We start from the raw sequence: 26,466 nt of genomic DNA on the forward strand, positions 1-26,466 counted from the left end.
CCATGTTCTGCAACGAATGTGGGTTGCACACTCTGAGTTCCGTCAGTCGATCGTTGAGGGTCAATGCGGTGAGGCGAGTGTGTCTTCATGCGACTCGACTCGACCCCCCGACCCTACGGCTTGACGTCAAAGTGAATCGACAAGCCCGCATGCACCAGGACCGTTTGGATCGTGGATGAATAGGGATTCACAATTGGACCAGGGCAATCTGACCCGGTACCAAAACATAGACTGCCAGAGCCCGAATTCCCGAACCGATCCGACGACAGCCCGTTGTGATGGGCATAGAGATACTTCGCTTCCGCAAACGCCGCCACGTACTTGAAGAGATGCACTTTGATGCCGCCCAAGCCCTGAAACCCGATCGTCGTATCCCGTTGGGTAATGTCGAAGCCGAAAAGGGACCCCCCCCGGAATCCACCATTCCTCATCCCCATCTGATGCGCGCCCACGCCGACCCCGACGTACGGATGCCACCGCCCGTTGGGATAAGCTTCGGAAATCGCCATGGGGTAGCGAATCAGGAAATTGGGGCCAACATAGACGCCATTGCCTTCAGTCGTGGTGCCTTGATTGGCGAGCCCTTGACTATTCTGACTCCCCGTGGGGTCATTGTTAAAAAAGTCCCGACAGCAGCGCACGTCCGGATACCACACATAGCCGGTGATTTCGAAGCCGAGATCGAATCCTGCCAACTTGTTTCTGGTGGGAAACCAGATCCCCGCGCTGCCCCCCCATGAGTGTGACATCCCATAGTCGACATTCGGGATTACCGTCGGCTGAGTCCCATCCTGAAACGTGGCATCCTGACTGAATGGAAGTGCCACGCCCGCCATCATGGAAAAATAGAGCTCTGGCGTCCCGGAGGACATGGCTGGGGGATCAGGCGAGATCGCATAGGGATCGGCGACCCGTTGGCTGTACGGATCTTCCGCCCGGGTGAGATCCGCAGAGCCGAGGACACAGAGAAGGCAAACGATCGCCGAAATTCTCGTTTTCATTCATCGTCCTCCAAAGATAAAGCAACCATGTTCTTCGACGAATGTGGGTCGCGCAATCTGAGATCCGTCAATCGATCGTCGTTGGTCAGTGTGGCGAGACGAGTGCGTCTGCATGCGACTCGACTCGACCCCCGCTTCGGCGGTTGCGGTGCTTGGCATGAACGTCCATCTCTCCGCCTCTCAGAGCGATCAGGAGGGGAATGCTCTTCTCGCATCGTAGGGGCGAACGGCGCCCACAGTAGCAACCCCGCGTTCAGTTTTGAAAATAGATAAAACGGATTGAAGCTATCGGTAAATCCAATAGCCCATCGGACGTGCGGACAGGGCTGTGGCGCTGGCTGAATTGACTCTGTCTCCTGCCGTCACGCACCGTCATCACACGTCGCGCTTTATCTATGGCACTGCCACACGCCAGCAAACACATCTTCGAAGGATCTGACCATCGTCATACCGACGTCACGGAGTGGAGGCAATGGACATTCCATCGAGATGACATCGACGACGTCATGACGGAGGAGGATGCCAACGGAAGAATGGACCTGAGGAACTACCGTCCCAGCGCCTGTTTGACCGCCGCGCCGATCTCAGCTAGATTCTTAATGATTTTGCCCCAGCCGCTTCCAGGGCATTCATCTTTTCGGCTGCGGTAACCCTTGCCGCCGGAGATCCGCTACAAGCCTACGGTTTGACGTCAAAGTGAATCGACAAGCCCACATGCACCACGATCGTATTGATCGAGGATGAATATTGATTCACAACTAGAGGAGCTCCCGCTGCAATGATTGCGGAATTCCCGAACCGATCCGACGTCAACCCGTCGTGATGGGCATGGATATACTTCGCTTCCGCAAACGCCGCCACGTACTTGAAGAGATGGGCCTTGACTCCTCCCACTCCCAAAAAGCCGACGGTCGTATCTCGTTGGTCGGAGATGACATTTCCATTTCCAAAAATATCAGAATTCGCTCCCCTGGATCCACCTGGCCTCATCGCCATCTGATGCATGCCCACGCCGATCCCGACGTACGGAAACCACCGCCCGTTGGGATAGGCCTCGGAAATCGCCAGGGGGTAGCGAACTAAGAAATTGGGGCCGATGTAGAGACCTTGGACCTCAGTGGTGGTGCCTTGAAATTGTCCGCCTGAATCAGTTTTCCCATTAAAATTTTCCTGACAGCAGCCCGCGTCCGCTTGCCAAAGAAAGCCGGCGAGTTCCATGCCGAGATCGAATCCCGCCAACTTGTTTCTGGTTGGAAACCAGACCCCCAGGTTGCCTCCGACCGAGAAATTCTGTCTATAGTCGACATCCTTAACCACCGTGGGCTGGGTCCCGTCCGTAAACGTGGCGTCCGCACTAGAAGTATGCGCATAGCCCGTCAGAAAGGAAATATAGAACTCGGGCGTCCCGGAGGACATGGTGGGGGGATCAGGCGAGAGGGCATAGGGGTCGGCGACCCGTTGGCTGTACGGATCTTCCGCCCGGGTGAGATCCGCAGAGCCGAAGACACAGAGGAGACACATCATCGCCGAAATTCTCGCTTTCATTCAGCGTCCTCCCACGGTAATGCAACCATGTTCTTCGACGAATTTGGGTCGCGCAATCTGAGATCCATCAGCCGATCGTCGTTGGTCAGTGCGGCAAGACGAGTGCGTCTGCGTACGACTCGACTCCCGCTTCGGCGGTTGCGGTGCTTGGCATGAACCTCCATCGATCCGCCTCCCAGAGCGATCAGGAGAGGATACTCTTCTCGCATCGTAGAGGCGAACGGCGCCCACAGTAGCAACCCCGCGTTCAGTTTTGAAAATAGATAAAACGGATTGGAGCTATCGGTAAATCCAATATCCCATCGGACAGGGATATGGTGCTGGAGGAATCGACTCTGTCTAAAGTCTGTACTCACCCTCATCACACGTCGCGTCTATCTATGGCACTGCCGTACACCAGCACACAACCCATTGGAAGACATGACCGTCGTCACACGCGCTTCACTGCGCAGAGGCGCTGGACACCCCATCGAGATGACATCGACGACGTTGTGACAGAGGAGGATGCCAACGGAAGAATGTACCTGGAAAACTACCGTCCCAATGCTTGTTTGACCGCTGCACCGATCTCAGCTGGGTTCTTGACGACTTTAACCCCAGCCGCTTCCAGGGTTTTCATCTTTTCAGCTGCGGTCCCCTTGCCGCCGGAGATAATGGCACCGGCGTGGCCCATGCGACGTCCAGGAGGCGCCGTGATACCGGCAATGAAGCTGACCACCGGCTTCTTGACGTTTTTCTTGATAAACTCGGCGGCTTTCTCCTCGGCATCGCCGCCGATCTCTCCGATCATGACGATCGCCTGCGTCTCAGGATCTTTTTCAAATAGCGGTAAGACGTCCACAAATCCCGTCCCATTGACCGGATCGCCGCCGATACCGACACAAGTCGTTTCTCCTAATCCCAAGGTCGACAATTGATGCACGGCTTCATACGTCAAGGTGCCACTACGGGAGACCACCCCCACGACGCCTTTCTTGTGAATGAAGCCCGGCATGATGCCGATCTTCGCTTCATCGACCGTGATGACGCCGGGGCAATTCGGTCCGACCAAGCGCACCTCTCGGCCTCGGAGAGCCCGCTTCACTTTCACCATATCGTTGACGGGAATACCCTCCGTGATGCAGATCACGAGTTTGATGCCGGCATCAGCCGCTTCCAAGATTGCATCGGCGCAGAACGGCGGCGGCACAAAAATCAGCGAGGTATCGGCCTCAGTCTTCTTGACCGCATCAGCCACCGTGTTGAACACGGGAATGCCTTCTACCTCTTGCCCTGCCTTCCCCGGTGTGACACCGGCGACGACTTTGGTTCCGTAGGCCTTACACTGAGTCGCATGGAACGAGCCTTCTTTACCCGTAATCCCCTGCACCACCACCCGCGTATTCTTGTTTACCAATATGCTCACGATTCCCTCTTTTCCTGTTCTTCCTTTTCAAGAAGGTGTGCCGGGTCGGGGCTCAGACTGTGCGCATCAATCTCACCCGCCCACCCCAGTCGCGCCAAAGCGCGCACTTCTCTTACGCCGCCTTGCCCGTCAGCTTCACAATCTTCTGCGCCGCTTCCCACAGATCATCGGCCACATCGAGCTTGAGGCCAGATTCAGACAACAGTTTTCGACCTTCTTCCGCATTGGTCCCCTGCAGACGAACAACCAGCGGCACCGTAATCTTCACTTCCTTGGCCGCTTCGATCACGCCATGCGCAATGCGTTCGCAGCGGACGATTCCGCCGAAGATGTTGATGAAGATGCCTTTGACGTTGGGGTCTTTCAAAAGAATGCGGAACCCGGCTGCTACAGTCTCCTTCGTTGCCCCGCCACCAACATCCAGAAAGTTCGCCGGCTCACTGCCGGCCAACTTGATCACGTCCATCGTCGCCATGGCGAGGCCTGCGCCGTTGACCATGCAGCCGATATTTCCGTCCAGCTTTACATAATTCAAGTTGTTGGCTGTCGCTTCGATCTCCAGCGGCTCCTCTTCGTTGAGATCCCGCATCTTCTGCACATCCTCGTGCTTGAAGAGGCCGTTGTCGTCGAACGAGACCTTGCCATCCAAGGCCACCAATGTCTTTTCCTTCGTGACGATGAGCGGATTGATCTCGACCAACGCCGCGTTCTTTTCCATGAACAGGCGATAGAGATTTCCGAGCATCTTGACGAAAGGATTGATCACCGCCGGCTCGATATTCTGCAAGCCGAGTGCAAAGGCCACATTGCGGCCGTTGTACCCTTGAAAACCGACCGCCGGGTCGATCGCTTCCTTGATGATCTTTTCCGGTGTTTTCGCGGCAACCTCTTCGATCTCCATCCCGCCTTCTGTACTGGCGATGAAGGTGGGCCACCCGGTGTCGCGGTCAACGAGGATCGACAGATAGAGTTCTTTGGCAATATTGGCGCCTTCTTCCATCAAAAGGCGATGGACCTGGCGCCCCTTCGGGCCGGTCTGATGAGTCACCAGAGTCTTGCCGAGTAACTCCTTGGCGAAACCAGCCACTGCGCCCTTGTCCTTCGTAATCTTCACCCCACCGGCCTTGCCGCGGCCACCGGCATGGATTTGCGCCTTCACGACGAACACCGGTGTGTTCAGCTCGTCGGCCCAAGCCGTCGCGGCGTCGGCAGAGGTAATCTCTTTTCCACGCGGCACAGGCACTCCGAATTGCCCGAACAATGACTTCGCTTGGAACTCATGCACGTTCATTCTGTTCTCTCCCTCTCAGGACGGTGACGGGGATAGGTCTCATGACGCGGGCTATCTTCACCCGCCTCCCCTGAGCGCGCTCTTCTTCCTTGCGCGCACCGACCGAAATCTTAGAATCTGATTGAGCGTTGCGTGCGCGGTGGGCAAGCACACGACATATCCGCGTCGCGGTCCTCTTATCCTACCTTTCGAGTATAGGCCGGCAGGATCATCGGTGAGACGACCCCGCTCACATTCCCATGTTTTGTGGCATCTTCGCGGAACCGCTGGAGATGGTTCAATGTGAGCCTTCCCTGTTTGATCGATCCGGCACGTGAGGCGGCGGTCAGTCCAGAACGCTTTCCGAATACCATCAAGTCAAGCAGTGAATTGCCCATCAGACGATTGCGGCCGTGTAACCCGCCCGACGCCTCGCCGGCCACGAATAGGTTCTTCACGTTCGTTTCCGAATTCGTATCGATCTTGACGCCGCCGTTTTGATAATGCAGCGTCGGGTAAATCAGCACCGGATCCTTGCTGATATCGATGCCGAAACGCTCGAATTGCAGCATCATGGCCGGAAAATGTTTTTCGACCGTTCCCGGTCCATGCTCCGCATCCAGAAGGGGGGTATCCAGCCAGACACCCACACGGCCGGACATGGTTCGGATACCACGTCCTTCTTCACACTCGCGGATAATCGACGAAGACACGACGTCACGAGTATCGAGCTCATTGACGAAGCGCTCGCCCTTCGCATTCACGAGCTGACCGCCCTCCGAACGGATGCCTTCTGTGACCAAGGCCCCGATCAGCTGTTCCGGATACACAGCGCCTGATGGGTGGTATTGGAACGTATCGACATGCGCCAGCTTGGCGCCCATGCGGTAAGACAGGCAGAGACCGTCGCCGGTCGCGCCATAGTGGTTGCTCGTCGGGAACCCCTGAATATGCAGCCGGCCAATCCCACCCGTCGCGAGAATGACGGACTTCGCGGCAACGACGACATGTCGCTGATTGTCGAGGTCTTTGAAGATGGCGCCACTGCAAGCCCCGCTGTCATCACTGAGTAATTCGATAGCCGCTGCAAACTCGAGCAGCTGAATTTTTTGATTGATGACCTCGTCCTTGAGGACCCGCATGATTTCGAGGCCGGTGTAGTCGGAGCAGGTCAGGAGGCGAGGCTTGGAGCTACCGCCACCCTTCTTCACATGTAGGTTGCCGTCGGCTTGCCGATCAAATAGGACCCCTAATTCGAGCAGCCATTTGGCGATCGCCGGTCCGTCTTCCACCATGACCTTGAGCAGGGCATGGTCATTCTGCATGTGCCCGCCCTTCAGCGTATCGAGAAAATGGGTAACGGGGGAATCTTCCGGCGCCACAGAAATCTGCATACCGCCCTGCGCCATCACGCTATTGGAATCGCCAAGCCGCAATTTCGTGGCCAGGATTGTTTTGGATCCGGCCCCATGCGCGTGCAAGGCCGCAGCACAGCCGGCTCCACCGCCCCCGATCACAAGCACATCGGTCGTATAGTGCGGCGTGAGATCGGCATTGTTCTGGATCGGACTGTCGCCCTCGAGCAATGTTGCCAGCTCAACGACGGTCTTGTCCCCTTCGTTGGGACCGAAGCGAATCGGCCGATAGGCGCTTGCGCGGTAATCCGGATGATATTTATGGATCAGCTGGTCGCGGTCTTCGGAAGAAAACTTCGGGATGGTCTGTTGACGGCGGGCATCCCGCGTCTTGTGCACGATCTGTTGGAGTGCGTGAATGTCCATGTCCGGCTTTGAGGTATCAGCCTTCAGCCACCGCGTCCATCGGAGCCTGAAAGCCGACGGCTGACTGCTGCTTATGCTATTTCACCGTCGCACAATGATCGGCTAGTTCCTTCTCACTCATCTTGAGAATCCTGTTCCACTCGTCGCTGAAGCGGCCATCCTGAATTTCCTTGATACGGGTATCGAGTCCCACCGGCTTCTCGGTGAAATGCGCTCCCTGCGCCCGGCTCACGTACAGCGCCACAAGATTCGGCGCGATGTCTGCGATACAGACCGGCGTGCACATGCCGCACATGACGCAGTCCATGAACATCTCGGAGACACTCTTGAAGTCACCGAAGACGGCTTTCCACACCCCTTCGCGCACATCGATTTGCTGCGGACAGGCTTCCGTACAGGCATTGCAATTCCGGCAAAGCGGCGCTTCCGGGTAGAAATTGAACAAGTCTTGCTTCGGATCTTGGAGCTTCTGGATATCGTACGTGGCCTTGCGCGCCGGGAACGGCGGCATCATCGTGAAGCACATTCCATCTTGCACCGCCGTCTGGCAGGCCAGGCAGGTCCTGACTTTCGGATCGTCCTTCGTCCGATAGTAGGTCGCGCACGCGCCGCAGAATCCACCAAGGCACCCGACACCGCGGATAACATCTTGGCCGGCATACCACATCGCCTTGATGACGGTGATCCCTTCCGGCACTTCCGCCTTCTTGCCGGCAATTTCGATCGTCACCATCCGAGGCTTCATCACCTCAGGTTGATCGATTACATTGGTGTCTTCGTGAGCCATCGTTCTCTCGTAACCCGTGAGGCGTAAGAGGCAAATGCCTCCTACGCCTGACGCTGTTTAGCTGATTTAGTCTCTAGGCAATCGCGTCGATGATCTTGTTCAAGGTTGCGCTCGGACGCATCGCCTTGGAAGCCTTGGCATCGTCCGGGTGATAATACCCACCGATATCCTGTGGCTTGCCCTGCGCCGCAAGCAATTCCTGATCGATCGTCTTTTCGTTGTCACTTAGATCCTTCGCGATCTTTTGGAACCTTTCCGCAATCTTCTTGTCCGCAGTTTGCGCTGCAAGAGCCTGCGCCCAATAGAGTGCGAGATAGAAGTGGCTGCCGCGGTTGTCGATCTCACCGACCTTGCGGGCTGGAGACTTGTTGCTCTCCAGGAACTGCGCATTAGCCTGATCCAGTGTATCCGCCAGGATTTTCGCCACCGAATTGTTTCCCACCTTCGCGAGATGCTCCAACGAGGCCGCCAGCGCAAGGAACTCTCCGAGCGAGTCCCACCGTAGATAGCCCTCTTCCTGGAACTGCTGCACATGCTTCGGCGCCGATCCACCCGCGCCCGTCTCGAACAGTCCGCCGCCGTTCAACAACGGAACGATCGAGAGCATCTTGGCGCTGGTCCCGATCTCGAGAATCGGGAAGAGGTCCGTCAGATAGTCCCGCAGCACGTTGCCCGTGCAGGAAATGGTTTCTTTGCCGTCCTTCATCCGTTCAATCGAGTAGCGGCAGGCATCGGCCGGTGACATGATCTTGATCTCGAGACCGGTTGTGTCGTGCTTCGGCAAGTAGGCATTCACCTTCTTGATCAGCTCAGCGTCGTGCGCGCGATCCTTGTTCAACCAGAACACAGCTGGAGCTCCAGTCGCCCTTGCACGGCTCACCGCCAGTTTGACCCAATCCTGAATCGGCGCATCCTTCACCTGGCAAGCGCGCCAAATGTCGCCTTCCTCGACCTTGTGCTCATGCAGGGTCGTCCCGGCTGCGTCGACGATGCGGATCGTGCCGTTCCCGGGGGCCTTGAAGGTTTTGTCGTGCGAACCGTATTCCTCGGCCGCCTGCGCCATCAGACCGACGTTCGGAATCGTTCCCATAGTACGGGGATCGAAGGCACCATTCTTCTTACAGAACTCGACGACCTCGTGATACACCGGCGCGTAGCTCGAATCGGGAATCACACACTTAACATCCTGCAGCTTGCCCTCAGGATTCCACATCTTACCGGAATCGCGGATGACCGGCGGCATGGAGGCATCAATGATGATGTCGCTCGGCACATGAAGATTGGTAATGCCCTTGTCACTGTTCACCATCGCCATGGGAGGCCGCTTCTTGTAAACCGCTTGAATGTCGGCTTCGATCGCCTTGCGCTGATCGTCCGGCAGCGACTTGATCTTGGCGTACAGGTCACCGAGGCCGTTATCCGGATCGACACCCAGCTTCTTCAGTGTCTCTCCATGCTTCTCGAAGACGTCCTTGTAGAAGACCGTCACGGCATGGCCGAAGATCTTTGGGTCCGAGACCTTCATCATGGTGGCCTTCATGTGGAGCGAGAAAAGCACCCCCTGCTTCTGGGCATCCTCGATCTGCTCTTCCAAGAACTTCCGCAAGGCTTTCACGCTCATGTAGGTCGCATCCAGCACTTCACCGGCCTGCAAGGCGATCTTCTCTTTCAGTACCGTCACCTTGCCGTCCGCGCCGACGAACTCGATCTTCGCCGTCGTCGCAGCGGGGATCGTGAGTGATTTTTCGTTCGAGCGGAAATCGCCACCCTTCATATGAGAGACGTGGGTCTTGGAATCCGACGGCCAAGCGCCCATTTTGTGGGGATGCTTCCGTGCGTAGGCCTTCACAGAGAGCGGAGCGCGGCGGTCCGAGTTCCCCTCACGCAATACGGGGTTGACCGCGCTTCCCTTCACCTTGTCATAGCGGGCCTTGATGTCTTTTTCCTTGTCGTCTTTCGGATCTTCCGGATAGTCCGGCAGTTTGTACCCCTGGCTCTGCAATTCCTTGATCGTTGCCACCAACTGCGGAATCGACGCGCTGATGTTCGGCAATTTGATGATGTTGGCTTCGGGTGTCTTGGCCATCTCGCCCAATTCGGCCAGAGCATCATGCTGCTTCTGCGCCGGAGTCAAGTACTCCGGGAACACCGCGATCACACGGCCCGCGAGCGAAATGTCACGCAGTTCCACCGACACCCCTGCCGCCTTTGAGAAGGCGTTGATGATTGGGAGGAACGAATAGGTTGCCAACATCGGCGCTTCGTCGGTCTTTGTATAAATAATCTTGTCTGCTTGTGCCATGGCTTTCCCCTCTTCAATATCTGTTTAGTTCAGCGCGTTCAACGCGGAACCGGCCTTAAACCAGGTTAGTTGTTGTGCTGTCATGCTGTGGTTCGCTTGGATCTTTATATCGCCGTCGGCCTTGTGAATGACCACCGTCACCGGTTTGCCAGGCGCCAGGTTCGCCAAGTCCACAACGCTGAGCCGATCGTTCATCTCGATCTTCTCGTAGTCCTTGGGATCGGCGAAAGTCAACGGCAGGATGCCCTGCTTCTTGAGATTTGTCTCGTGGATGCGCGCGAAACTCTTGGTAATCACCGCTCGCACATTCAAAAACCGCGGCGACATGGCGGCATGCTCCCGGCTGCTGCCTTCGCCGTAATTCTCGTCGCCGACGACGATCGATCCGATGCCCTTTGCCTTGTAGGCGCGGGCGATCTGCGCGATCGTGAGGTTGGATTCGCCGGTCAATACGTTCGTGCCCTTGCCCGGCTCGGACGCGAACGCGCTGTTGGCGCCGAGGAACATATTATCGCTGATCTTGTCGAGATGTCCGCGAAACTTGAGCCACGGACCGGCAGGAGAGATATGATCGGTCGTGGTCTTCCCTTTGGTCTTGATCAATAACGGCAACTTCTCCAAGTCTTTCCCATCCCAACGCGGGAACGGTTGCAGCAATTGCAGCCGTTCACTGGTCGCTGGAATGTCGACGGTCAAGGCATCGCCGTTATCAGCCGGCGCCACGTACCCTTCTTCACCCTTGGCGAAACCTTTGGCCGGAAGCTCTTCTCCCACGGGAGGTTCGAGCTTGAATTCCTTCCCGTCGGCAGCCTTCAGCTTCTGGTTGACCGGATCGAACCGGAGATCGCCGGACAGCGCATAAGCCGTCACGACTTCCGGGCTGGCCAAGAACGACAATGTCTCGTTAATGCCGTCGTTGCGGCCCGGAAAATTCCGGTTGAAGGAGCTGACGATCGAATCCGCTTTCCCCTTCACGCCGTCGGCGCGTTTCCACTGTCCGATGCAGGGTCCGCAGGAATTCGACAACACTGTGCCGCCAAGGTTCTCGAACGTCTCCAGAAAACCATCGCGCTTCATCGTGTGATAAATGCGCTCGGATCCCGGCGACACGAGAAACGAGGTCTTCGCTTTCAACCCTGCTTTGAGGCCCTGCTGGGCGATGTGGGCCGACCGGCTGATGTCTTCATAGGAGGAATTGGTACAGCTCCCGATCAAGGCCGCCTTCAATTCAACCGGATACCCCTTTTCCTTCGCTTCTTCAGCCAGCTTCGAAATCGGCCGCGCGAGGTCCGGGGTGTGTGGACCGACGACATGCGGTTCCAGCTTCGACAGATCGACTTCGACGATCTGATCGTAGTATTTCTCCGGTGACTGATACACTTCAGGATCGGCCACGAGCAAAGCCTTGTTGGCCTGAGCCAAACTTGCCAGATCCGACCGGTCCGTGATGTTCATGTAGGCAACCATCTTTTGGTCAAATGGGAACACGGACGTTGTCGCCCCGAGTTCGGCCCCCATGTTGCAGATGGTCCCCTTCCCTGTCGCGCTGATCGTCTCCGCGCCGGGTCCAAAATATTCGACAATCTTATTGGTCCCGCCCTTGACCGTCAGCAGGCCGCACAGATAGAGGATCACGTCCTTCGGCGAGGCCCAACCGTTCAATTTGCCGGTCAGACGGACACCGATGAGTTTCGGATGGAGCACCTCCCACGGCAAACCAGCCATAACCTCACCGGCGTCAGCGCCGCCGACGCCGATTGCCAACCCGCCCAACCCACCGCCGTTGGGCGTGTGGGAGTCGGTGCCGATGATCAAACTGCCCGGGAATGCATAGTTTTCGAGCACGACTTGGTGAATGATCCCGGCGCCCGGCTTCCAGAACCCGATCCCATATTTCTTGGCTGCTGAGGCCAGGAAGTTATAGACCTCCTTGTTTTCATCCACCGCGCGAAGCAGATCCTTTTCGGACCCCATTTCGGCGCGAATCAAATGATCACAATGGATCGTGCTCGGCACGGCCGCTTTATTTTTTCCGGCTTGCATAAATTGAAGCATCGCCATCTGCGCCGTGGCATCCTGCATCGCCACACGATCGGGGCGCAGCGCCAGCATGGCTTTACCACGCTCCCAGTGTTGGGTTTCGAAATTATCGGCATGCGAAACGAGAATCTTCTCCGCCAACGTCAAGGGACGGCCGAATTTCGCCTTTGCTTTTGCGCAAAGATCCGGCATCTTGGCGTAGAGCTTTTTCGCGAGCTCGAGTGACATTGCTCTCTCCTTACGAGCGGGCTAGGGACATGATGTCGGGAGCGAGGGAGTTGCTCTCCCTTGCCGCGCACCCTTCACCGATAGCCTCTGTTAGAGCGGCACATCCCGCCACTCTCTGAGCAGCAGGAGCTCCCGCAGTTATTTCAGCAGTGACACTTCGCGACCCTATTTTAACGGCGGAACTTCCCGCCGCTTCGGCGCCGCGTAGTTCACCAGGTAATCGAATAGCCGAATCAACCGGCTGTCTTGGCGCTTCTGATCGACCCAGTGGCCGATCAATCCGATCGTGCGCGATAGAATGAAGAAGCCGTTCAAGCTGTCGACTGGAAAGCCGAGATCGACTAGAACAGCCGCCATCGTCCCATCCACGTTCAGAATCAGGTTGTCTTTCTTGGCCGCCGTCACCTGTTCAACTTGCAAGGCGAAATCGAGACAGGGCGTCTTGATATGGAGACTCTTCACATAGCCGACAAGCTCCTTCACCCGCTTGTCCGGATTGCGCAAGCTTTTCACCCGGTGGCCGATACCAGGCACAGGCCCGACGTTCTTCTTCATGTAGGCCAGGAACTCATCCACGTTCATCTTGTTGTCGACCGCATATTTGAACCAACGGCCGGCGTCCGTGACCGCGCCTCCAAAGCGAGGGCCAATCATAATCAATCCGGCAGCCACGGCTTGCGACAGACCGATTCCGGCGCAGGCGGCCAGAATCGTCGCATAGGCACCGCTGACACAAGGGCCATGGTCGGCCGACAACATCATAATTCGCTTGATGATTTCGGCCTCTTGCTTCGAGATCAGCCGTTTGTCCCATAGTAAGCCGATGACGTGCGGGATTTCGTACCCCTTGTTGATGAGTTCGGAGGCTGGATAGCCGTCATAGCACGGTTCGTCACCGCGATCGTCGCTGATCGTCGTGCGGATGAGGGGCGCCACCATGACTTCGTCCGCCTTGATGGCTTCTTCGACGGTTTTGGGGAGCTTGGGAAGACTGACAGGCTCGATGACTTCTTTGATCTGACCGGACTTTAAGAGTTCTTGATACGCGTCCTTGATGGCAGGTCCAAGCGCGCCGAATGTCGGAGGGACGATGGCACCGGCCTTCTTGAGCGCATCCGACTTGGACCTGGCCGACCCTTCTCCCTTCATGCCTTCCTTGGCGCCGGCATGGCCGAACTTCATCCCCTTCGGTAAGCTCTCCTGACAGAATCCGGAGACGACACCGATCAGCTTGACCCGTCGCTTCTTGGCTCCATACCACTCGGCAGCCCGCTCTTCGAGGTCCCCACCCATTTCACCGACAATCACCACGGCTTTCGTCTGCGGATCGTTCTCAAACATTTCGAGATAGCTCACATAGTCGGTGCCGGGATATGCATCGCCGCCGATCCCGATAGCCGTCGTAATGCCGTCCGCAAACTGCGAGCAGATCCAGATGATCTCGTTGGACAAACCGCCGGACTTTGTAATGACGCCGAAGGAACCCTCACGATATAACTTTGAGAGCACCAGGTTATCGAACGCTCCGCCGATCACTCCCAACCGGCACGCACCGGCGGAGATGATTCCGATCGAGGAGGGACCATTGAACACCTTGCCGAGCTTGCGGGCATGAGCGCCGAGCAGCTTCGCGTCTTTTTCCGGCACTCCCTCTGTGATCATTGAGACCACCTTAATGTGGGAGTCATCCAGTGCTTCCATCGCGCCCTTCATCGCGCGATCCGCGCCGATATAGACCAGGCTGGTGTTGATCGTCGAATGGCTCTTGGTCGCTTCAGCAATGGTCTTGTAGATCGGGATAGCCATCAAGCCGCTGCCGTACGGAATTTCGTTGGTTTTGCCGGCGTCCGGCGGATAGACGAACGCCTCGACGTTGAGCGGACGCTTGATCAGATAGCAGAACTCCGCCATACGGCGGGCTGCATTGACGCCCGCGGCGCCACCCTGGATCACCACGCGGGTGTCTTTATTGGCTAGAATACTCATCGGAATCTCCTCTTGTCAGTGCTGAGTGCTCAGTGCCATGTCCTGAGGCGAAGAATTGCCGCTACTCACCCCTTAGAACTGCGCACTGTCGTTTTACTTCTGCAACGCTTTGTCGACAATATCCGTCAGCGGGGTGTTGCGGTCGAAGACATGGATGTCGAAGCCCTCGTCCTTCAGCGCGCGCATCGCGTCAAGACCTTCTTTTTCACGAGGCCCACCACGGCGGACCCAAATCTTGACGTTTTTCATCTTGCCGTCGCCCTTCGCCTTGCGGAAGCCGTTGATGATGCCGCCAAACGTTTTTTTCACATCAGTGAAGTTCGCAATCGCGCCGCCCACAATAATGTTCTTGATCCCGGGCAAGGAACAGACCTTCTCCGTCAGGACTTCGACAGCCCAGTCTGGAGGATCGCCGGAATACTCGGCGTAGTTGGCCAGCTTCCCGCCACGAGCCACAACGGCATCGGAGTAGTACACGCTTGCACCGCCGCCGGCCGGGAGCATCGCCGTATCGCCGCCCGGAATTTCGATGAACTTGACCGACCCTTTGATTTTCGAATCGACCGCCATAACCTCCATTTCATCTTTGGAGTAGGCACGGCCGAACTCAGCGGCAAACTGGAAGTTCCAATCCGGATGGCGGAATTTGGCGTCACCGTCAAGGAGGGTGACCGCGTCAAGCGCCACTAATTCGCCGTTGCTCTCCCGGATCACGACCGGATTTACTTCGAGATACTGCGCATCTTCCGTATCGAAGCAGGTGAACATCTTCCCGGAAAAATCGGCCATTTTCTTGGTCAGTGCACCGGTAAAACCTGCGTCTTTTGAAAGCTTTTCCAGCGCTTCGTGGGTTGGAGCCTGCCCGACTTCGAGGCACAACCGCTTCACACGATCCCAGTTCGATTCGACTTCGATTCCACCGCAGTTCGCGACGAGGATCTCGCTGCCTTCACGTGTGGACTTTACCGCGCAATAGTATTCTTCCTTGTGGGGGATCATTTCGGAGACGATGACCTGGGTGACTGTAATGCTGCCGACCTGGCGACCAATCATTTCCTTGGTCGCAGCCACCGCACCGGCGAGATCAAGCCCGACTTTCACCAGACCGAGTTTGAAGCGAGACCCAAGGGCCTCATGCGCCTTCGCTACCAGCTTGGAGTTTTTCATCCAATCATTGGCTTGCCCGAGCTTGGCAAGTTCGTCTGCGGAAGTGACGACGACATAATTCGGAACATGAATGCCCCACTTCTTCATCAGCCCCATCCCGGGGCCTTCCAACACCTTAGCCATACGAATTCTCCTTCGTCGTGAACGTAGCCGATAAGGGGAGCCGGATTGTAGCGGAAATCAACAGGATGTCTCAAGACACCAGAGGGACTAAAGTGGAGAGGATCAAAAGGCCTAGCGCGGGTTTACCAAGTTGCCTGGAGACCTAAGCGCTTAAAAAACAAAATGTTCTTCTGCGCAGTGCTTTACCGTGGGAATCCTAATGATTGGCATCGAGGACACCAATAGGAACTTCGTTCACTTTGAAGGCGCCGAATCACTCTGCCACATTGATTTGGACAAGCGTGTCCTTCCTTTCCATAGACCAAATGATGCCGTTTGTATTGCCCTTCTGTTCCGTCAGGGGCAAAAAAATCTCGGATGCTGGACCCTCCGCAGGCGATCGCCTCTTCAAGGACCTCCCGCATAATCCTGTAGAGCCGTTCAACTTTACCCACGGAAAGCCGGTTGACCTGGATATTAGGGTGTAAGCCGGCTCTAAAGAGAATCTCATTCGCATAGATGTTTCCGATGCCGGCAATGACCTGCTGATGCATCAAAAGCGGCTTCAGCCGGCCACGACGTTCTCGCGAGACTCTCACGAAGTCCTGTTGCGAGACAGAGAGCGGATCCACCCCGAATCGGCGGGCAAGATAGTGCTCAAGCCCTGTCTTATCCAGCAGTGAGAGCCGGCCGAATCGACGAGGGTTCCAGTATCGCAGTTCCGGTTCACTCGCACCTTCGAACAATAGTCTGACATGTATATGCTGTGGATATTTGGTGGGCACCGACCGGAACAGGAGCAGTCCGGTCATCCCAAGCTCGGCCACCACATAGCGCCAGGCTCGTTCATTCACAAAACCCAAGACAACACTCTTTCCGTATCGATCGACAGACTGCAAGATGGCACCGCGATACAGAGACAAGGTCGTGAGTCCCGACCGTACAATATCGGCCCGTCCGACCCACACATCGTGCAGTTGTGCACCAAGAAGGCAAGAACGAATCTGTCGGGCAACGACTTCTGCTTCTGGCAGCTCCGGCATAACTTGACCAGTCGGTAGAGTGGAGAGAAACCTATTACGCCACGCGGATTACGGAAAGGCAAGACGATAGTGTGAGATTGGGAAGAGGCTCACGACTGAGGGACGGGAGGATTACCGGCACGTCGGAGTTGGCGAACCCGTTCGATCGCCACTTGAAGATTCGGCAACGGCATGGCGCCGGGTCGCCGAGCCATGACCAACTTCAACGTCTCATCGTAGGTCCGGCCTTCCACACAACACAGGTATGCCATGACCACAGAAACCGAGCGCCCCATTCCAGCCCGACAACAGACCAGCGTTCGGCTAGTTGGTGCGCGTAATTCAAGCCATTGGACGGCTTCCATCAGCTTGGCGGGATCGGCTTTCGCAAACTCCCGAAGGGGAATCCGTCGATAGTCCACCCAAGGAGCCGGCGTGATCGAAAACTCTTCGGCCACGAGCAAGAGCGTGCTCACCGTGGCAGGAGGCTCCTGCGCATCATCGACGCTCCCCACCAACAGATTGTCCGTAATCACATGCATGGCGATGTCAGTATAGCTCGACTATGGTGCGCGTCAAGTCTTCTCGCCGCCTCTGCGTAGCGGTTGCGATTTCATTTCTTCGCCCGTTATACTCGCAGCATGGTCACCCTGACTCAAGAGGAAGTGGAACGGCGCCTGAACACGGTCTCCTGTGCCATCTGCAAACAGTCCAGCTTTGCCATCGACGAACGATTCATGGGACCGGACGGTGACTGGCGTGCCATCTGCAAGAAGTGTTACTACACGTTTCCGGTCTATACAGACATGGAATTCTACCTGCGAACGCAACCCGATGTGCCTCTGTGGCTAAAGGAGATCTCCTGCAGAGCCTGCAGTCAGAAGGGAGTGAGTCTCGATTTCCGAGCGACGGTATCCGTACGAGAAGCGTACTATTTCGTCACATGCCGGAACTGCAAGCAGCAATTCCCGGAGAAATCGTCACTGGAGGCATTTGAATAAGCATCAGGATGTTCAAAATGGCCGCCCAGCAAGGCTGCAGCGAGCAAAGACGCGAGGCGTACGCTTCGGTACGGTGAGCTTCCGAGCGATGCGAGAGTGAAGCTGGAGGACTTTTTGACCATCCTGGGTGTATACTAAATCTTATGACTGACCATCCAAAACAGCCTGAGCCCTCCCCGCCGGAAGAGAAGCCCAAGACGAGAAAAGAAATTCCTGTGTTCGCCATTCAGGATGATGATGCGGTAATGGCTGAAGAAATGGCCGACCTGTTCGAAGAAGATAAGGTGTCCCACCAACACGGCAGTTCAGAGCCGGAAGCGGACTAGCCATCCAAGGACCGCGAGCCTGTCATCGGTTACCCCGTTCGTCCTGACTCCATGCATCCGACGGTGGGGATCATTCAATTCTCATCTCTGAACAATTCATGATGACGCAGACGAATGCGCGTATTCGTCTGTCACGTGGTCATTCGGACTTGATTCCGACCGGCCTCACGATCTGTACAGCCGCATCCTGTTCGATCCGTCCCAGCGACGACACCCTCCCCTTTCGTTCTTTGTGAACAATCTTTTCGATCTGCACGATGGCGCCGCGATGCCACTGATCAAGCGCTTGGTTTTGAGGAGAGGCGAGACGATCCTGCCGCCCAACTTCCTGTCGACCTCGCTCATTGCACAGCCACGCCCGCTTTTCACCCTTGAGTTGACGGAGTTCACTCACGATCCGAAAGACCTCCGGTCGCCGTTCGACGATTGTCTTGCCGTCTTTACGCAGCAACACATACGAAAACTTCAGTGCGTCTTTGATGAAGCCTACGTGTTCGTCGATTTGCTGAATCATCATAGGCGGCTCCCACATCCGCTCTTCATGGCACCAATCGTCAGGCTTCACGAGGGCCGGGCAATTCCGTTCATGGAGACAGGGGCTATAGATGGTGCAGCGGTTGTCATCGAGTAATCGGTCGCGCACCCGATGCAGTGCTCGTGAGGTCTCTCGTAATGCCGGCTCCATAATCATCATGGTGCCGGAGGGTTTAAGGAGCGATAAGGCTTGTGTCACGAAGCGAGTTCGCGTTTCGACCGGATCTGTCGCATCTGCATACATCTCGTTCAAACAGTTCGCCAGGATGATGAGATCGAAAGGCCCTCTTGGTACTACTGCGTTCAACCATACGCTTCGTTCCAAATCTCCTTCGTAGGTTTGAAGATTCGCTCCCCTCACCCCTGCGGTTTGGCTATATCGATCCCACAATCGTGCAGCCTCATGCAGTGCCGACGATGAGCGGTCTACGCTCACGACAGACAAGGTCGAAGCATCCCGGCGCCCATGCCACCAGTCGAGGACCGCGAGGCTCCCGGTTCCCGGCCCTGATCCTAAATCGAGCACTGAGAATGGTTCATGTTCCTTCTCGACCGGCATTTCATCGAGAAGCACTTGGATCTTGGCAAGGTTCACCGGCAGAAAATAATTGAGATATGCGGAGGCAAAGGAGGGAACGTCAAGGTACGAGAAACCTAATGTGGGTCGCTTCTTCGTGAAGAGACTTGAGAGTTGAGCGACCTCATGCGCGAGACCCTTACGGGAGACACCTCTCTGCGTCGCGACCTCTTCGATGATCTGGAGCACAATTGGAGAGACCGTGGCGTTGAGGCCTTGCATGAACCTAGTGTATGCTCAGCGTATTACGGAGGACAACTATGACAGACGAAATTCTGAAAGCCTATAAAGAGGTCGAAGCGGCCGTGGAGCGCTATATCAGTTTGCTGCACGACCACGTCACGATGTTGCAGAACGTGGAGCCACCTGGGTCGGACAAGGTCGTACGAATGACTGCAGGCTCGAAGGCCATGACGGATAGCGCGTCAATCTACCTCTCATATGCGAAATACGTCGCCTATGGGATGCCGGCCAGTGAAGAGATGGTTGAAGACGAAATTCAGGGCTAAGCGCGTACCTCGGCATTCGTCACACGTCATCTCGTCAAGACCAAGATAGATTTTCAGTATGAGTTTCGAGTGAGGAAGACCACGCGTTCGCTGGAAACAAAAAGGCCCGATCCTATGGAAGATCGGGCCTTTGTTTCTCTGAAGCTTCGCCTCAGATGCTGCGCATAAAGTGAGCGACCTCGTCAGGATTGACCACCCCGCCCATTATCTGCGACATCGCGACGTTGGTGGACTTCTTACCGCTCACACCGGATTCAACTTCGTCCACGATCAACTCTACCGGCATGGACTGACCACCGTATACACGCGGCCCGCCGATGATTTTTGCGTTGGAGAAGCCATATATAGCGGTCGCCACTTCCTTCGCCAGCCAACCGACGTAGTTGAACTCTGGGACCACGATGAGCTTGGCCTTCACGCACAATTGGCGGAGCTCTTTCGTCGGAAACGGACGGAGGGAGCGGACCTTGATCAGCCCGACCTTCATACCCTTTTCCTTGCAAAGACGAACCGCTTCGCGCGATTGCGCGGCCGCGCTGCCGGACGCAATGATGATCACTTCTGCATCATCCACGTTTTCCGCCGTCAGCAATCCGCCCATGTACCGATCGATATATTTTCTCGACCGTTCGACCGCTGCCCAGACTTCTTGCTGCCAGACCGCGTGAATATTATACGCCATGAAATTGGACTTCTGAACCGGGGCATCGCGCGATAACCGGGCTGGAGGATTTTCTGCATCCAAGACTGGAACCGCCCCGCGCCATGCTTCTCGACCAGGCAGTTTGATTCCTCGATCCTGCATGCGAACGTAGCCACGGGCATGGGTAACGAAGAAGCCATCGCAGCAGACACCGACGGGCAACGTCACGTCATTCTTTTCGCTGATCGTGAAGCCCGCCATCGTAAAATCGAACATGTCCTGCTGATTCTCAGCGTGGAACACAATCATACCGCAGTTGAGCAAATAGGACACTTCGATGTTATCCGGCTGAATTGCGAGTGGAGCGTTGACAACTCGGCAGGTAAACATGGCGACGACCGGAAGACGGTGGCCTGGCCAGGAAGCGATACCTTCAAGGCCGCGCAACGTACCGGGGCCGGCAGTGGCAGTGTAGCAACGGACCCCTGCACGAGAACCACCGGCGATAGCGGCCATGACGCCAACTTCTTCCTCTCCACGATAATACTCTTTCACATAGCCTTCCCCGTAGAGTACGCCGACGAGCTGCATTGTTTCGCTCTGCGGCGTGATGGGATAGGCAATGGCCAAATCCACGTTTGAGCGTCGGATCGCCTCCTTCGCCGCTTCACTACCGGTAATGAACTCTTTTGTCCGAGGCGCCTCGTGAAACATATATTCCGGCGTCACGACCCGCTGCCTTTTGGCCTCGCCATGGGGATCTTTCTTCCCATCCGACTTAGGCACGGCCACGCTGGTAATCGGATCGCCCTGTGGATTCGTTTTGACTTCGGTCTCGCTCATAGTTACACCTCTTGGCTAGTTCAAGCGTTGCCGCTCGACCTTATCCTTCCCGCTTCATGTGCTCGGCAGAATGACCAAACATTGCCGCACTACCCGTCCCGCCTGGAGTCGGAGCGAACGCCATGGGGTTAGTGTGGGTCTTCCCGCCATGCACTTTGGACTGCGTGCCGGTAAACCGGACATTTTCACCGTTCTCCGGCAACTTGATTCCCATCTCCTCACGGATACGCTTGAAAATCTGAGCCACACGCTTGATCTTCAGCGTATCGGAGTCTCGGATCGTCAGCATCGCATCTTCATGGCCTTGCTCTGCACAAACCGCCATCGTGCAGCAATTGGTTCCGGCCCTGATCATTTTGAGGGTGAGATTCGCATAATGGCAATGCACACCGATAAAGATGCATGCTTCGATCTTATTGCCCCAGATCGTCAGATTCGGATGATTGGGATTGATCACTTCTTCGGGATCGATCTTCGGGTATTTCGGCCGATAATCCGGCATCGGAATGATCATGACTTCAGGAATCTGCGCCGCGATTTCGAGCGTCGCCTTCGCTTTTTCTACTGCGTGATCGTTCCAAGCCCACAGGAGGAGAGGACCTGGGAAAATAGTAGCATTTGGGCTCGTGAGCATCTTCCGAGCCATCTCTTCAATGACGACCTCTTCATTCGGCTCGAGGAGGCCATAGTACAATGCCTGCCCGGGATCCGGAAGGGCTACACCTAACTGCGCTGCGGACGGCGGATGAAATCCAGCTGGACCCGGTACGATGATCCGCTCTCTCGTATCTTGTGTAGTTGCCACGCCTGACTCCCCTTCCTTAACTTACCCGACGACAGGACTTGCTAGAACCGCCGTGGTGCTCTTCTCACCATAAGTAATGTTGTCAGTCAATGCCGCTTTGGGCAATTGATCGATCATGATCATCTTGATGGCATTGTTCTTCGCCATGTTGTCACAGACCCATACGCACTGCGCGCACCCCTTGCAGCGGTCTACGGCCACATAGGCGGAACCGTATTTGAACCCGCGATCTTTCCCCATCTCATCACTGTAATTGATCGTGTTGGCTTCCGGGCAGTATTGCGTGCAGAGCTTGCAACTCTTTGCGGCACAGATTTCAATACTGATATCAGCTACGAGGTACATGAAAACTCCTTTATGGCTCGGCTATGCGGTAGCCGCTGCCACTGGTTCTTCAGCACGTTTGACGTCGGCCGCAGCCCAACCATGGTCGACGGCGTAGTTCCATCCCGCGCGCATGACCGCGACGTTCTTTTCGATCAGTTCCTGCTTCTTTTTGAACTTTCGCTCAACAACGCTATCGAGTGCGGCTGTACCGCCGGATACCACGAAGCCTTTTCCGAGGAACCGATCCTTCACCGCCTGATCCAATCCAGCCATGCTCGTCAGGCCTGTAATCGCACCGATACAGCCCATCAGAGCCATGTTGGTGGCGAGGTCCATGCCTGCGACCTCCAATGAGATCTTCGTCGCCGGGAAATAATAGAGCTTCGCGCGACGCTCCTGTAGCTCACGCGCCTGATCCCTGTGTAAATTCATCGGGCCATCATTATTGATCAGCGCAATCCCGTCCTCTTTCAGACCAAAGTAGAACGGCATCGTATAGGATTTTCCGTGCGTAATGACCTGTGGATGAAAGATGATGATGATGTGCGGAAATGTGATTTCACCGATTTCATAGATAGGCTCATCCGAAACACGGACGTAGCTTTCGACCGGCGCCATTCGCTTTTCCGATCCGTAAAACGGCACGATGGTGCTTTCACCACCGGCGTTGATGACGGCTGTGCTCAGAATATGCGAGCCGGTCACAACACCCTGTCCACCGACACCTGCCATTCGAATGTTGAATCGCTTCGCCATAGTTCAGACTCCTTTTCGTCGTCCTTAGGCCTTACCTGGAATGGCACCGGCGGGAGCGGTCGGCTTCGGGAGATATTCCTTGTAGCCATACCGATCGGCTAGATACTGTTTTGCCTCGTCGCTGACGTATTCCGTGAACTGATACCGATCGTTCTCGACCGTCTTCGCATCTTCCATGACTTTGTCGGTAGGAATCGCGTACTCGATATTGCAGGAAGTATACGCCTGAATGTAGCTCGAGCCGACTTCGCGAGCGATCAAGACGGCCTTCTTAATGACGCTTTCTACACGGCGTGGATTATTCGGCACCACCGTCGCCACATAGGCGCAACCCGCAACCTTCGCCATCTGTAACATATCCATCTTCTCGAACTTCTTGCCGAGAGGGGCCATCTTCAGCACGGCGCCCCGATTGGTCATGCCGCTTTCCTGACCACCGGTATTCCCATACACTTCGTTGTCCAACATGATGGTCGTAAATCGCTCCTTGCGGAACCACGAATGGAGAACCTGTTGGAATCCGATATCCGCCGTTCCACCATCGCCAGCCATCACGACCACATCCTTCGGCTTATCGCCGAAGCGAAGACGGAGGCCACGGGACAGGCCGCTCGCCACGCCGTTTTGGTCGCCGTAGTTGCCGTAGACGAAAGGAATCGCCGCCTGAGAGATGGCAAGACGACCGCATCCGGCTGTTCCGACAGTAATGGTATCTTCGGGATTGGGAAACGCGATCATGGCAAGCCGAATGAAGAGCGTCATCGCGCAACCGGCACACATGGGATGCTCCTCCAACACTTCCTTGAAACTTCCCATCTGTGAGACCGTGACCTTTTTCCCAAAAGGTCCATGCTCCACCATATCCCGGTATTCTTTTGGCATAAACTTTTCGAACCCATTCGAAAATTTGACATAATCAAGACTCATCAGGCACCTCCCTATATCGTGAGCAACGGCAGACCGCTGCTTATATTCCGCACACTATCGCATGCAACGAAAAAACTTGGGGACTTGAGGATCTGGACAATCGAACCAACACTCTCGACCACTAAATCCCGGCCATCCTAGCAAAGCCGAAAAAAGACTGTCAATCTTGCTCCAGCCTTTTCTCGCCCCCATGGTTGCTCTACTACACGTAACCCGATCGTCTACACACCTGTAAAGATTATAACGCCACGGAAATCAAAGCAACTTCTAAGTGGGCCCAGGGCATCCGAAAGAAGGCCTAGATCCCACTGGCTGGATAGGCCATTCGCCCCAAATATCTCAAACGATCGACCAGTACGCATGAAGGTCTCCAAATCTTTCAACAATTCATGTTTAGAGATTGCCGATTCGCCGCGTTCCGTTTACACTGACTTTTATGCTACTACGGGTCCTCATCCCGGGCGAAGATGATGCGGGCATCCACGTTGGTGGGGTCCATAAACGCCCGCCGATTCCGGACGATTCGATCAAGGCTGAATGCCCGAAGTTCATGGCACACGGCCCTTGCGGAGGTGTCCGTCGGGGTGGACTGTGCGAAGTCTATCCCGAAATGAAATGTCCATGGGTCACGCTCTATATTGAATTGGAAAAAATCGGTCAGACCGAATGGATGAAGCAAGTGTGAAGAGACGGGCGGAGTAGAGGAGACCATGAGGGGTAAGCAGAAGACCACGAAATTGGGCTACAATGAGCGGCACGCGAGAAGCGGTATCGACTCTCCTCTGCCTCAACTCGAAACTTTCCCAAATCAGTATAAGGGGTATGAAATAACGATTGAGATTCCCGAGTACACTGCGATCTGTCCCAAGACTAATCTGCCGGACTTCGGGACCATCACGCTGCACTACATGCCTGATAAAAAATGTCTCGAACTAAAATCCCTCAAGACATACATCCATGCCTATCGCAATCTCGGCATCTTCTATGAAAATGCCGTCAACCGAATCCTCCACGATGTCGTCACGTCCAGCCGACCCGTTTGGGCAAAAGTGACCGGTACTTTCACCGCACGAGGCGGACTGTCGAGCAAAATAGAAGCCAAGTTTCCATAACTGAAAACTCGAATGGACTGAATCTGCCGGTGAGATGTCACAGTTTCGCCTCAGTGTTGTCACGACAAGTTGAACGCGAAAGGAGAATGATCCTTCATCCATGGCCACCTATGCGATCGGCGATGTGCAGGGATGCCATGATGCCTTACAACGGCTTATTGAGCATATTCAGTTCGACCCGACTGTCGACCGGCTCTGGTTCGTCGGTGATTTGGTGAACCGCGGTCCGGATTCGCTTCATGTCCTCCGCTATCTCAAGGATCTGAAGGAGAGGGCCGTTGTCGTGCTGGGCAACCATGACCTGTTCCTCCTTGCCGTTGCGGAGAACGTTGTCGCAGTCCGCCCAGAAGACACCCTCCAGGCCGTCCTTGAAGCGCCGGATCGTGATGAGCTTCTCGCATGGGTCCGCCAACAACGGCTCTTCTATCGCGAAGATCCTTTCGCCCTTGTCCACGCAGGCTTACTGCCTCAATGGTCGATCGAAGAAGCTCAACAGCTGGCCCATGAGGTTGAAACCGGCTTGCGGGGCCCGTTTTACCGGGACATTCTCCAAGCTCTCTATCCCAGCAAACACTTACAATGGTCCTCAACCTTGACCGGTTTCACTCGACTCGCAACCATCTTGAAAGTCTTCACAAGACTTCGGGCTTGCTCTCCCGATGGTCGGATGGAATCTACTTACAGTGGCCCCCCCGAACGAATCCCCGTCGGATATGTCCCCTGGTTCAAAATTGAAGACCGATCCCATGGCGACACGACCATCGTCTGTGGACACTGGGCTGCGTTAGGACTCCACTGCGAAGAACATCTTTTAGCCATCGACAGTGGCTGCGTGTGGGGACGACAGCTGACAGCGTTACGGTTGGAAGACCGGACGGTCTTTCAGGTGCCCTGTAACAGCGTGTGAGATGATGGTGAATGAGCCGACGCCGCCCAATCCGAACTGGCCGCGTTACTCCACACAGCCATTTCCTTCGTACCGTTTTGTGCCTGGCCTGACACCACACCCACGCCGTGATCCAAGCGGACATTCATATGGTAAGCGGGAGCCAAAACCAACCCGGTTCGCCGCAGATGAATGGCAAACTTCAGAGAATTACTTGTACGGGATCGACCTCTATAATTTTGCCTATTGGTGGGAATGTCATGAGATTTTTGAGGGACTGTGGCACGCGGCCGGACACAACAGTGAGCAAGGAAACTTTTTTCAAGCTCTCATCCAGTTTGCCGCATCAAACTTGAAATGGTTTCTAGGCAACGAGAACGCTGCACGGAAACTTGCCCGCAACGGGTTAGACCGGTTACAAAAGGTCTCTTCTCCCTACATGGGCATCGATGTGACTGCTTTTACCGAAGGGTACAAAACGACAACCTGGGAAGGCTCAGAATTCCGACCTGTTCTCTTCACACTTCTCACCTACGACTCCTCGCAAAAGCCGGGATAACTGACTCAGCGGGAACGAGGCCGCT

General features: G+C 55.6%; 25 protein-coding genes and 1 pseudogene. 7 read left to right on the top strand and 19 right to left on the bottom strand.

The window, feature by feature from the left end; genetic code table 11:
- Positions 1 to 113 precede the first annotated feature (113 nt).
- The 13 genes from H8K03_07775 to H8K03_07835 form a co-directional block, all read right to left on the bottom strand.
- Positions 114 to 1,001, bottom strand: a complete 888-nt coding sequence (locus H8K03_07775) for a hypothetical protein (GenBank protein UVT21784.1) — start codon at positions 999 to 1,001, stop codon at positions 114 to 116.
- A 678-nt stretch (positions 1,002 to 1,679) separates the two neighbouring features.
- Positions 1,680 to 2,546, bottom strand: coding sequence for a hypothetical protein (locus tag H8K03_07780; GenBank protein UVT21785.1), 867 nt, complete (start codon positions 2,544 to 2,546; stop codon positions 1,680 to 1,682).
- Positions 2,543 to 2,902, bottom strand: coding sequence for a hypothetical protein (locus H8K03_07785; GenBank protein ID UVT21786.1), 360 nt, complete (start codon positions 2,900 to 2,902; stop codon positions 2,543 to 2,545). Before H8K03_07785 ends, H8K03_07780 begins: the two co-directional genes overlap by 4 nt.
- A 176-nt stretch (positions 2,903 to 3,078) precedes the next feature.
- Positions 3,079 to 3,951, bottom strand: coding sequence for a succinate--CoA ligase subunit alpha (sucD, locus tag H8K03_07790; GenBank protein ID UVT21787.1), 873 nt, complete (start codon positions 3,949 to 3,951; stop codon positions 3,079 to 3,081).
- A 112-nt stretch (positions 3,952 to 4,063) separates the two neighbouring features.
- Positions 4,064 to 5,242: an ADP-forming succinate--CoA ligase subunit beta gene (gene sucC / locus H8K03_07795; GenBank protein ID UVT21788.1), complete on the bottom strand. Its 1,179-nt coding sequence runs from the start codon at positions 5,240 to 5,242 to the stop codon at positions 4,064 to 4,066.
- 176 nt (positions 5,243 to 5,418) lie between these two features.
- Positions 5,419 to 7,002: an FAD-binding protein gene (locus H8K03_07800; protein UVT21789.1), complete on the bottom strand. Its 1,584-nt coding sequence runs from the start codon at positions 7,000 to 7,002 to the stop codon at positions 5,419 to 5,421.
- Between the two features lie 76 nt (positions 7,003 to 7,078).
- Positions 7,079 to 7,789, bottom strand: coding sequence for a (2Fe-2S)-binding protein (locus H8K03_07805; protein UVT21790.1), 711 nt, complete (start codon positions 7,787 to 7,789; stop codon positions 7,079 to 7,081).
- Between the two features lie 73 nt (positions 7,790 to 7,862).
- Positions 7,863 to 10,091 carry an NADP-dependent isocitrate dehydrogenase gene (locus H8K03_07810; protein ID UVT21791.1) on the bottom strand — a complete coding sequence of 743 codons (2,229 nt, stop codon included), beginning with the start codon at positions 10,089 to 10,091 and terminating at the stop codon, positions 7,863 to 7,865.
- Between the two features lie 24 nt (positions 10,092 to 10,115).
- Complete coding sequence (locus H8K03_07815) at positions 10,116 to 12,359, bottom strand: aconitate hydratase (protein ID UVT21792.1); 2,244 nt, start codon at positions 12,357 to 12,359, stop codon at positions 10,116 to 10,118.
- Between the two features lie 165 nt (positions 12,360 to 12,524).
- Positions 12,525 to 14,345, bottom strand: a complete 1,821-nt coding sequence (locus H8K03_07820) for an ATP citrate lyase (protein UVT21793.1) — start codon at positions 14,343 to 14,345, stop codon at positions 12,525 to 12,527.
- 93 nt (positions 14,346 to 14,438) lie between these two features.
- On the bottom strand, positions 14,439 to 15,635 hold the full coding sequence (locus H8K03_07825) for an ATP citrate lyase (protein UVT21794.1): 1,197 nt from the start codon (positions 15,633 to 15,635) through the stop codon (positions 14,439 to 14,441).
- A 182-nt stretch (positions 15,636 to 15,817) separates the two neighbouring features.
- Positions 15,818 to 16,657, bottom strand: coding sequence for a bifunctional DNA-formamidopyrimidine glycosylase/DNA-(apurinic or apyrimidinic site) lyase (mutM, locus tag H8K03_07830; GenBank protein ID UVT21795.1), 840 nt, complete (start codon positions 16,655 to 16,657; stop codon positions 15,818 to 15,820).
- Between the two features lie 89 nt (positions 16,658 to 16,746).
- Positions 16,747 to 17,178 carry a dual specificity protein phosphatase family protein gene (locus H8K03_07835; GenBank protein UVT21796.1) on the bottom strand — a complete coding sequence of 144 codons (432 nt, stop codon included), beginning with the start codon at positions 17,176 to 17,178 and terminating at the stop codon, positions 16,747 to 16,749.
- Positions 17,179 to 17,373: 195 nt separating this feature from the next.
- Between H8K03_07835 and H8K03_07840 the strand changes: the two genes are divergently transcribed.
- Both H8K03_07840 and H8K03_07845 read left to right on the top strand, forming a co-directional pair.
- A complete protein-coding gene (locus H8K03_07840; GenBank protein ID UVT22411.1) occupies positions 17,374 to 17,637 on the top strand; it encodes a hypothetical protein in 264 nt (87 codons plus the stop codon).
- Between the two features lie 143 nt (positions 17,638 to 17,780).
- Entirely contained in the window at positions 17,781 to 17,963 is a 183-nt protein-coding gene (locus H8K03_07845; protein UVT21797.1) for a hypothetical protein, read from the top strand.
- A 139-nt stretch (positions 17,964 to 18,102) separates the two neighbouring features.
- Here the strand turns inward: H8K03_07845 and H8K03_07850 are convergent, their stop codons facing one another.
- Positions 18,103 to 19,296 (bottom strand): methyltransferase domain-containing protein, encoded by a 1,194-nt coding sequence (locus H8K03_07850; GenBank protein UVT21798.1) that lies wholly within the window; start codon positions 19,294 to 19,296, stop codon positions 18,103 to 18,105.
- 38 nt (positions 19,297 to 19,334) lie between these two features.
- Here H8K03_07850 and H8K03_07855 point away from each other — a divergent pair, with 38 nt between their 5' ends.
- Positions 19,335 to 19,583, top strand: a complete 249-nt coding sequence (locus H8K03_07855) for a hypothetical protein (protein ID UVT21799.1) — start codon at positions 19,335 to 19,337, stop codon at positions 19,581 to 19,583.
- A gap of 151 nt (positions 19,584 to 19,734) precedes the next feature.
- On the opposite strand, the gene H8K03_07860 is transcribed toward H8K03_07855, so the two are convergent.
- From H8K03_07860 to H8K03_07880, 5 genes and pseudogenes are all read right to left on the bottom strand, one after another.
- Complete coding sequence (locus tag H8K03_07860; protein ID UVT21800.1) at positions 19,735 to 21,069, bottom strand: ferredoxin oxidoreductase; 1,335 nt, start codon at positions 21,067 to 21,069, stop codon at positions 19,735 to 19,737.
- 40 nt (positions 21,070 to 21,109) lie between these two features.
- Entirely contained in the window at positions 21,110 to 21,874 is a 765-nt protein-coding gene (locus tag H8K03_07865; protein ID UVT21801.1) for a 2-oxoglutarate:ferredoxin oxidoreductase, read from the bottom strand.
- A 114-nt stretch (positions 21,875 to 21,988) separates the two neighbouring features.
- Positions 21,989 to 22,219 (bottom strand): annotated as a pseudogene (locus H8K03_07870) (hypothetical protein).
- Positions 22,220 to 22,240: 21 nt separating this feature from the next.
- Positions 22,241 to 22,957, bottom strand: a complete 717-nt coding sequence (locus H8K03_07875) for a 2-oxoacid:acceptor oxidoreductase family protein (GenBank protein ID UVT21802.1) — start codon at positions 22,955 to 22,957, stop codon at positions 22,241 to 22,243.
- Between the two features lie 24 nt (positions 22,958 to 22,981).
- Positions 22,982 to 23,884 (bottom strand): ferredoxin oxidoreductase, encoded by a 903-nt coding sequence (locus H8K03_07880; GenBank protein ID UVT21803.1) that lies wholly within the window; start codon positions 23,882 to 23,884, stop codon positions 22,982 to 22,984.
- 436 nt (positions 23,885 to 24,320) lie between these two features.
- Between H8K03_07880 and H8K03_07885 the strand changes: the two genes are divergently transcribed.
- From H8K03_07885 to H8K03_07900, 4 genes are all read left to right on the top strand, one after another.
- Positions 24,321 to 24,569, top strand: coding sequence for a methylenetetrahydrofolate reductase C-terminal domain-containing protein (locus H8K03_07885; protein UVT21804.1), 249 nt, complete (start codon positions 24,321 to 24,323; stop codon positions 24,567 to 24,569).
- A 25-nt stretch (positions 24,570 to 24,594) separates the two neighbouring features.
- Positions 24,595 to 24,996, top strand: a complete 402-nt coding sequence (gene queF, locus H8K03_07890) for an NADPH-dependent 7-cyano-7-deazaguanine reductase QueF (GenBank protein ID UVT21805.1) — start codon at positions 24,595 to 24,597, stop codon at positions 24,994 to 24,996.
- A 100-nt stretch (positions 24,997 to 25,096) separates the two neighbouring features.
- Positions 25,097 to 25,903 (top strand): symmetrical bis(5'-nucleosyl)-tetraphosphatase, encoded by an 807-nt coding sequence (locus H8K03_07895; protein ID UVT21806.1) that lies wholly within the window; start codon positions 25,097 to 25,099, stop codon positions 25,901 to 25,903.
- Between the two features lies 1 nt (position 25,904).
- Complete coding sequence (locus H8K03_07900; protein ID UVT21807.1) at positions 25,905 to 26,441, top strand: DUF309 domain-containing protein; 537 nt, start codon at positions 25,905 to 25,907, stop codon at positions 26,439 to 26,441.
- Positions 26,442 to 26,466 lie beyond the last annotated feature (25 nt).

The sequence above is a fragment of the Nitrospira sp. genome (assembly GCA_024760545.1).
In the GTDB taxonomy this organism is placed as follows: Bacteria; Nitrospirota; Nitrospiria; order Nitrospirales; family Nitrospiraceae; genus Nitrospira_D.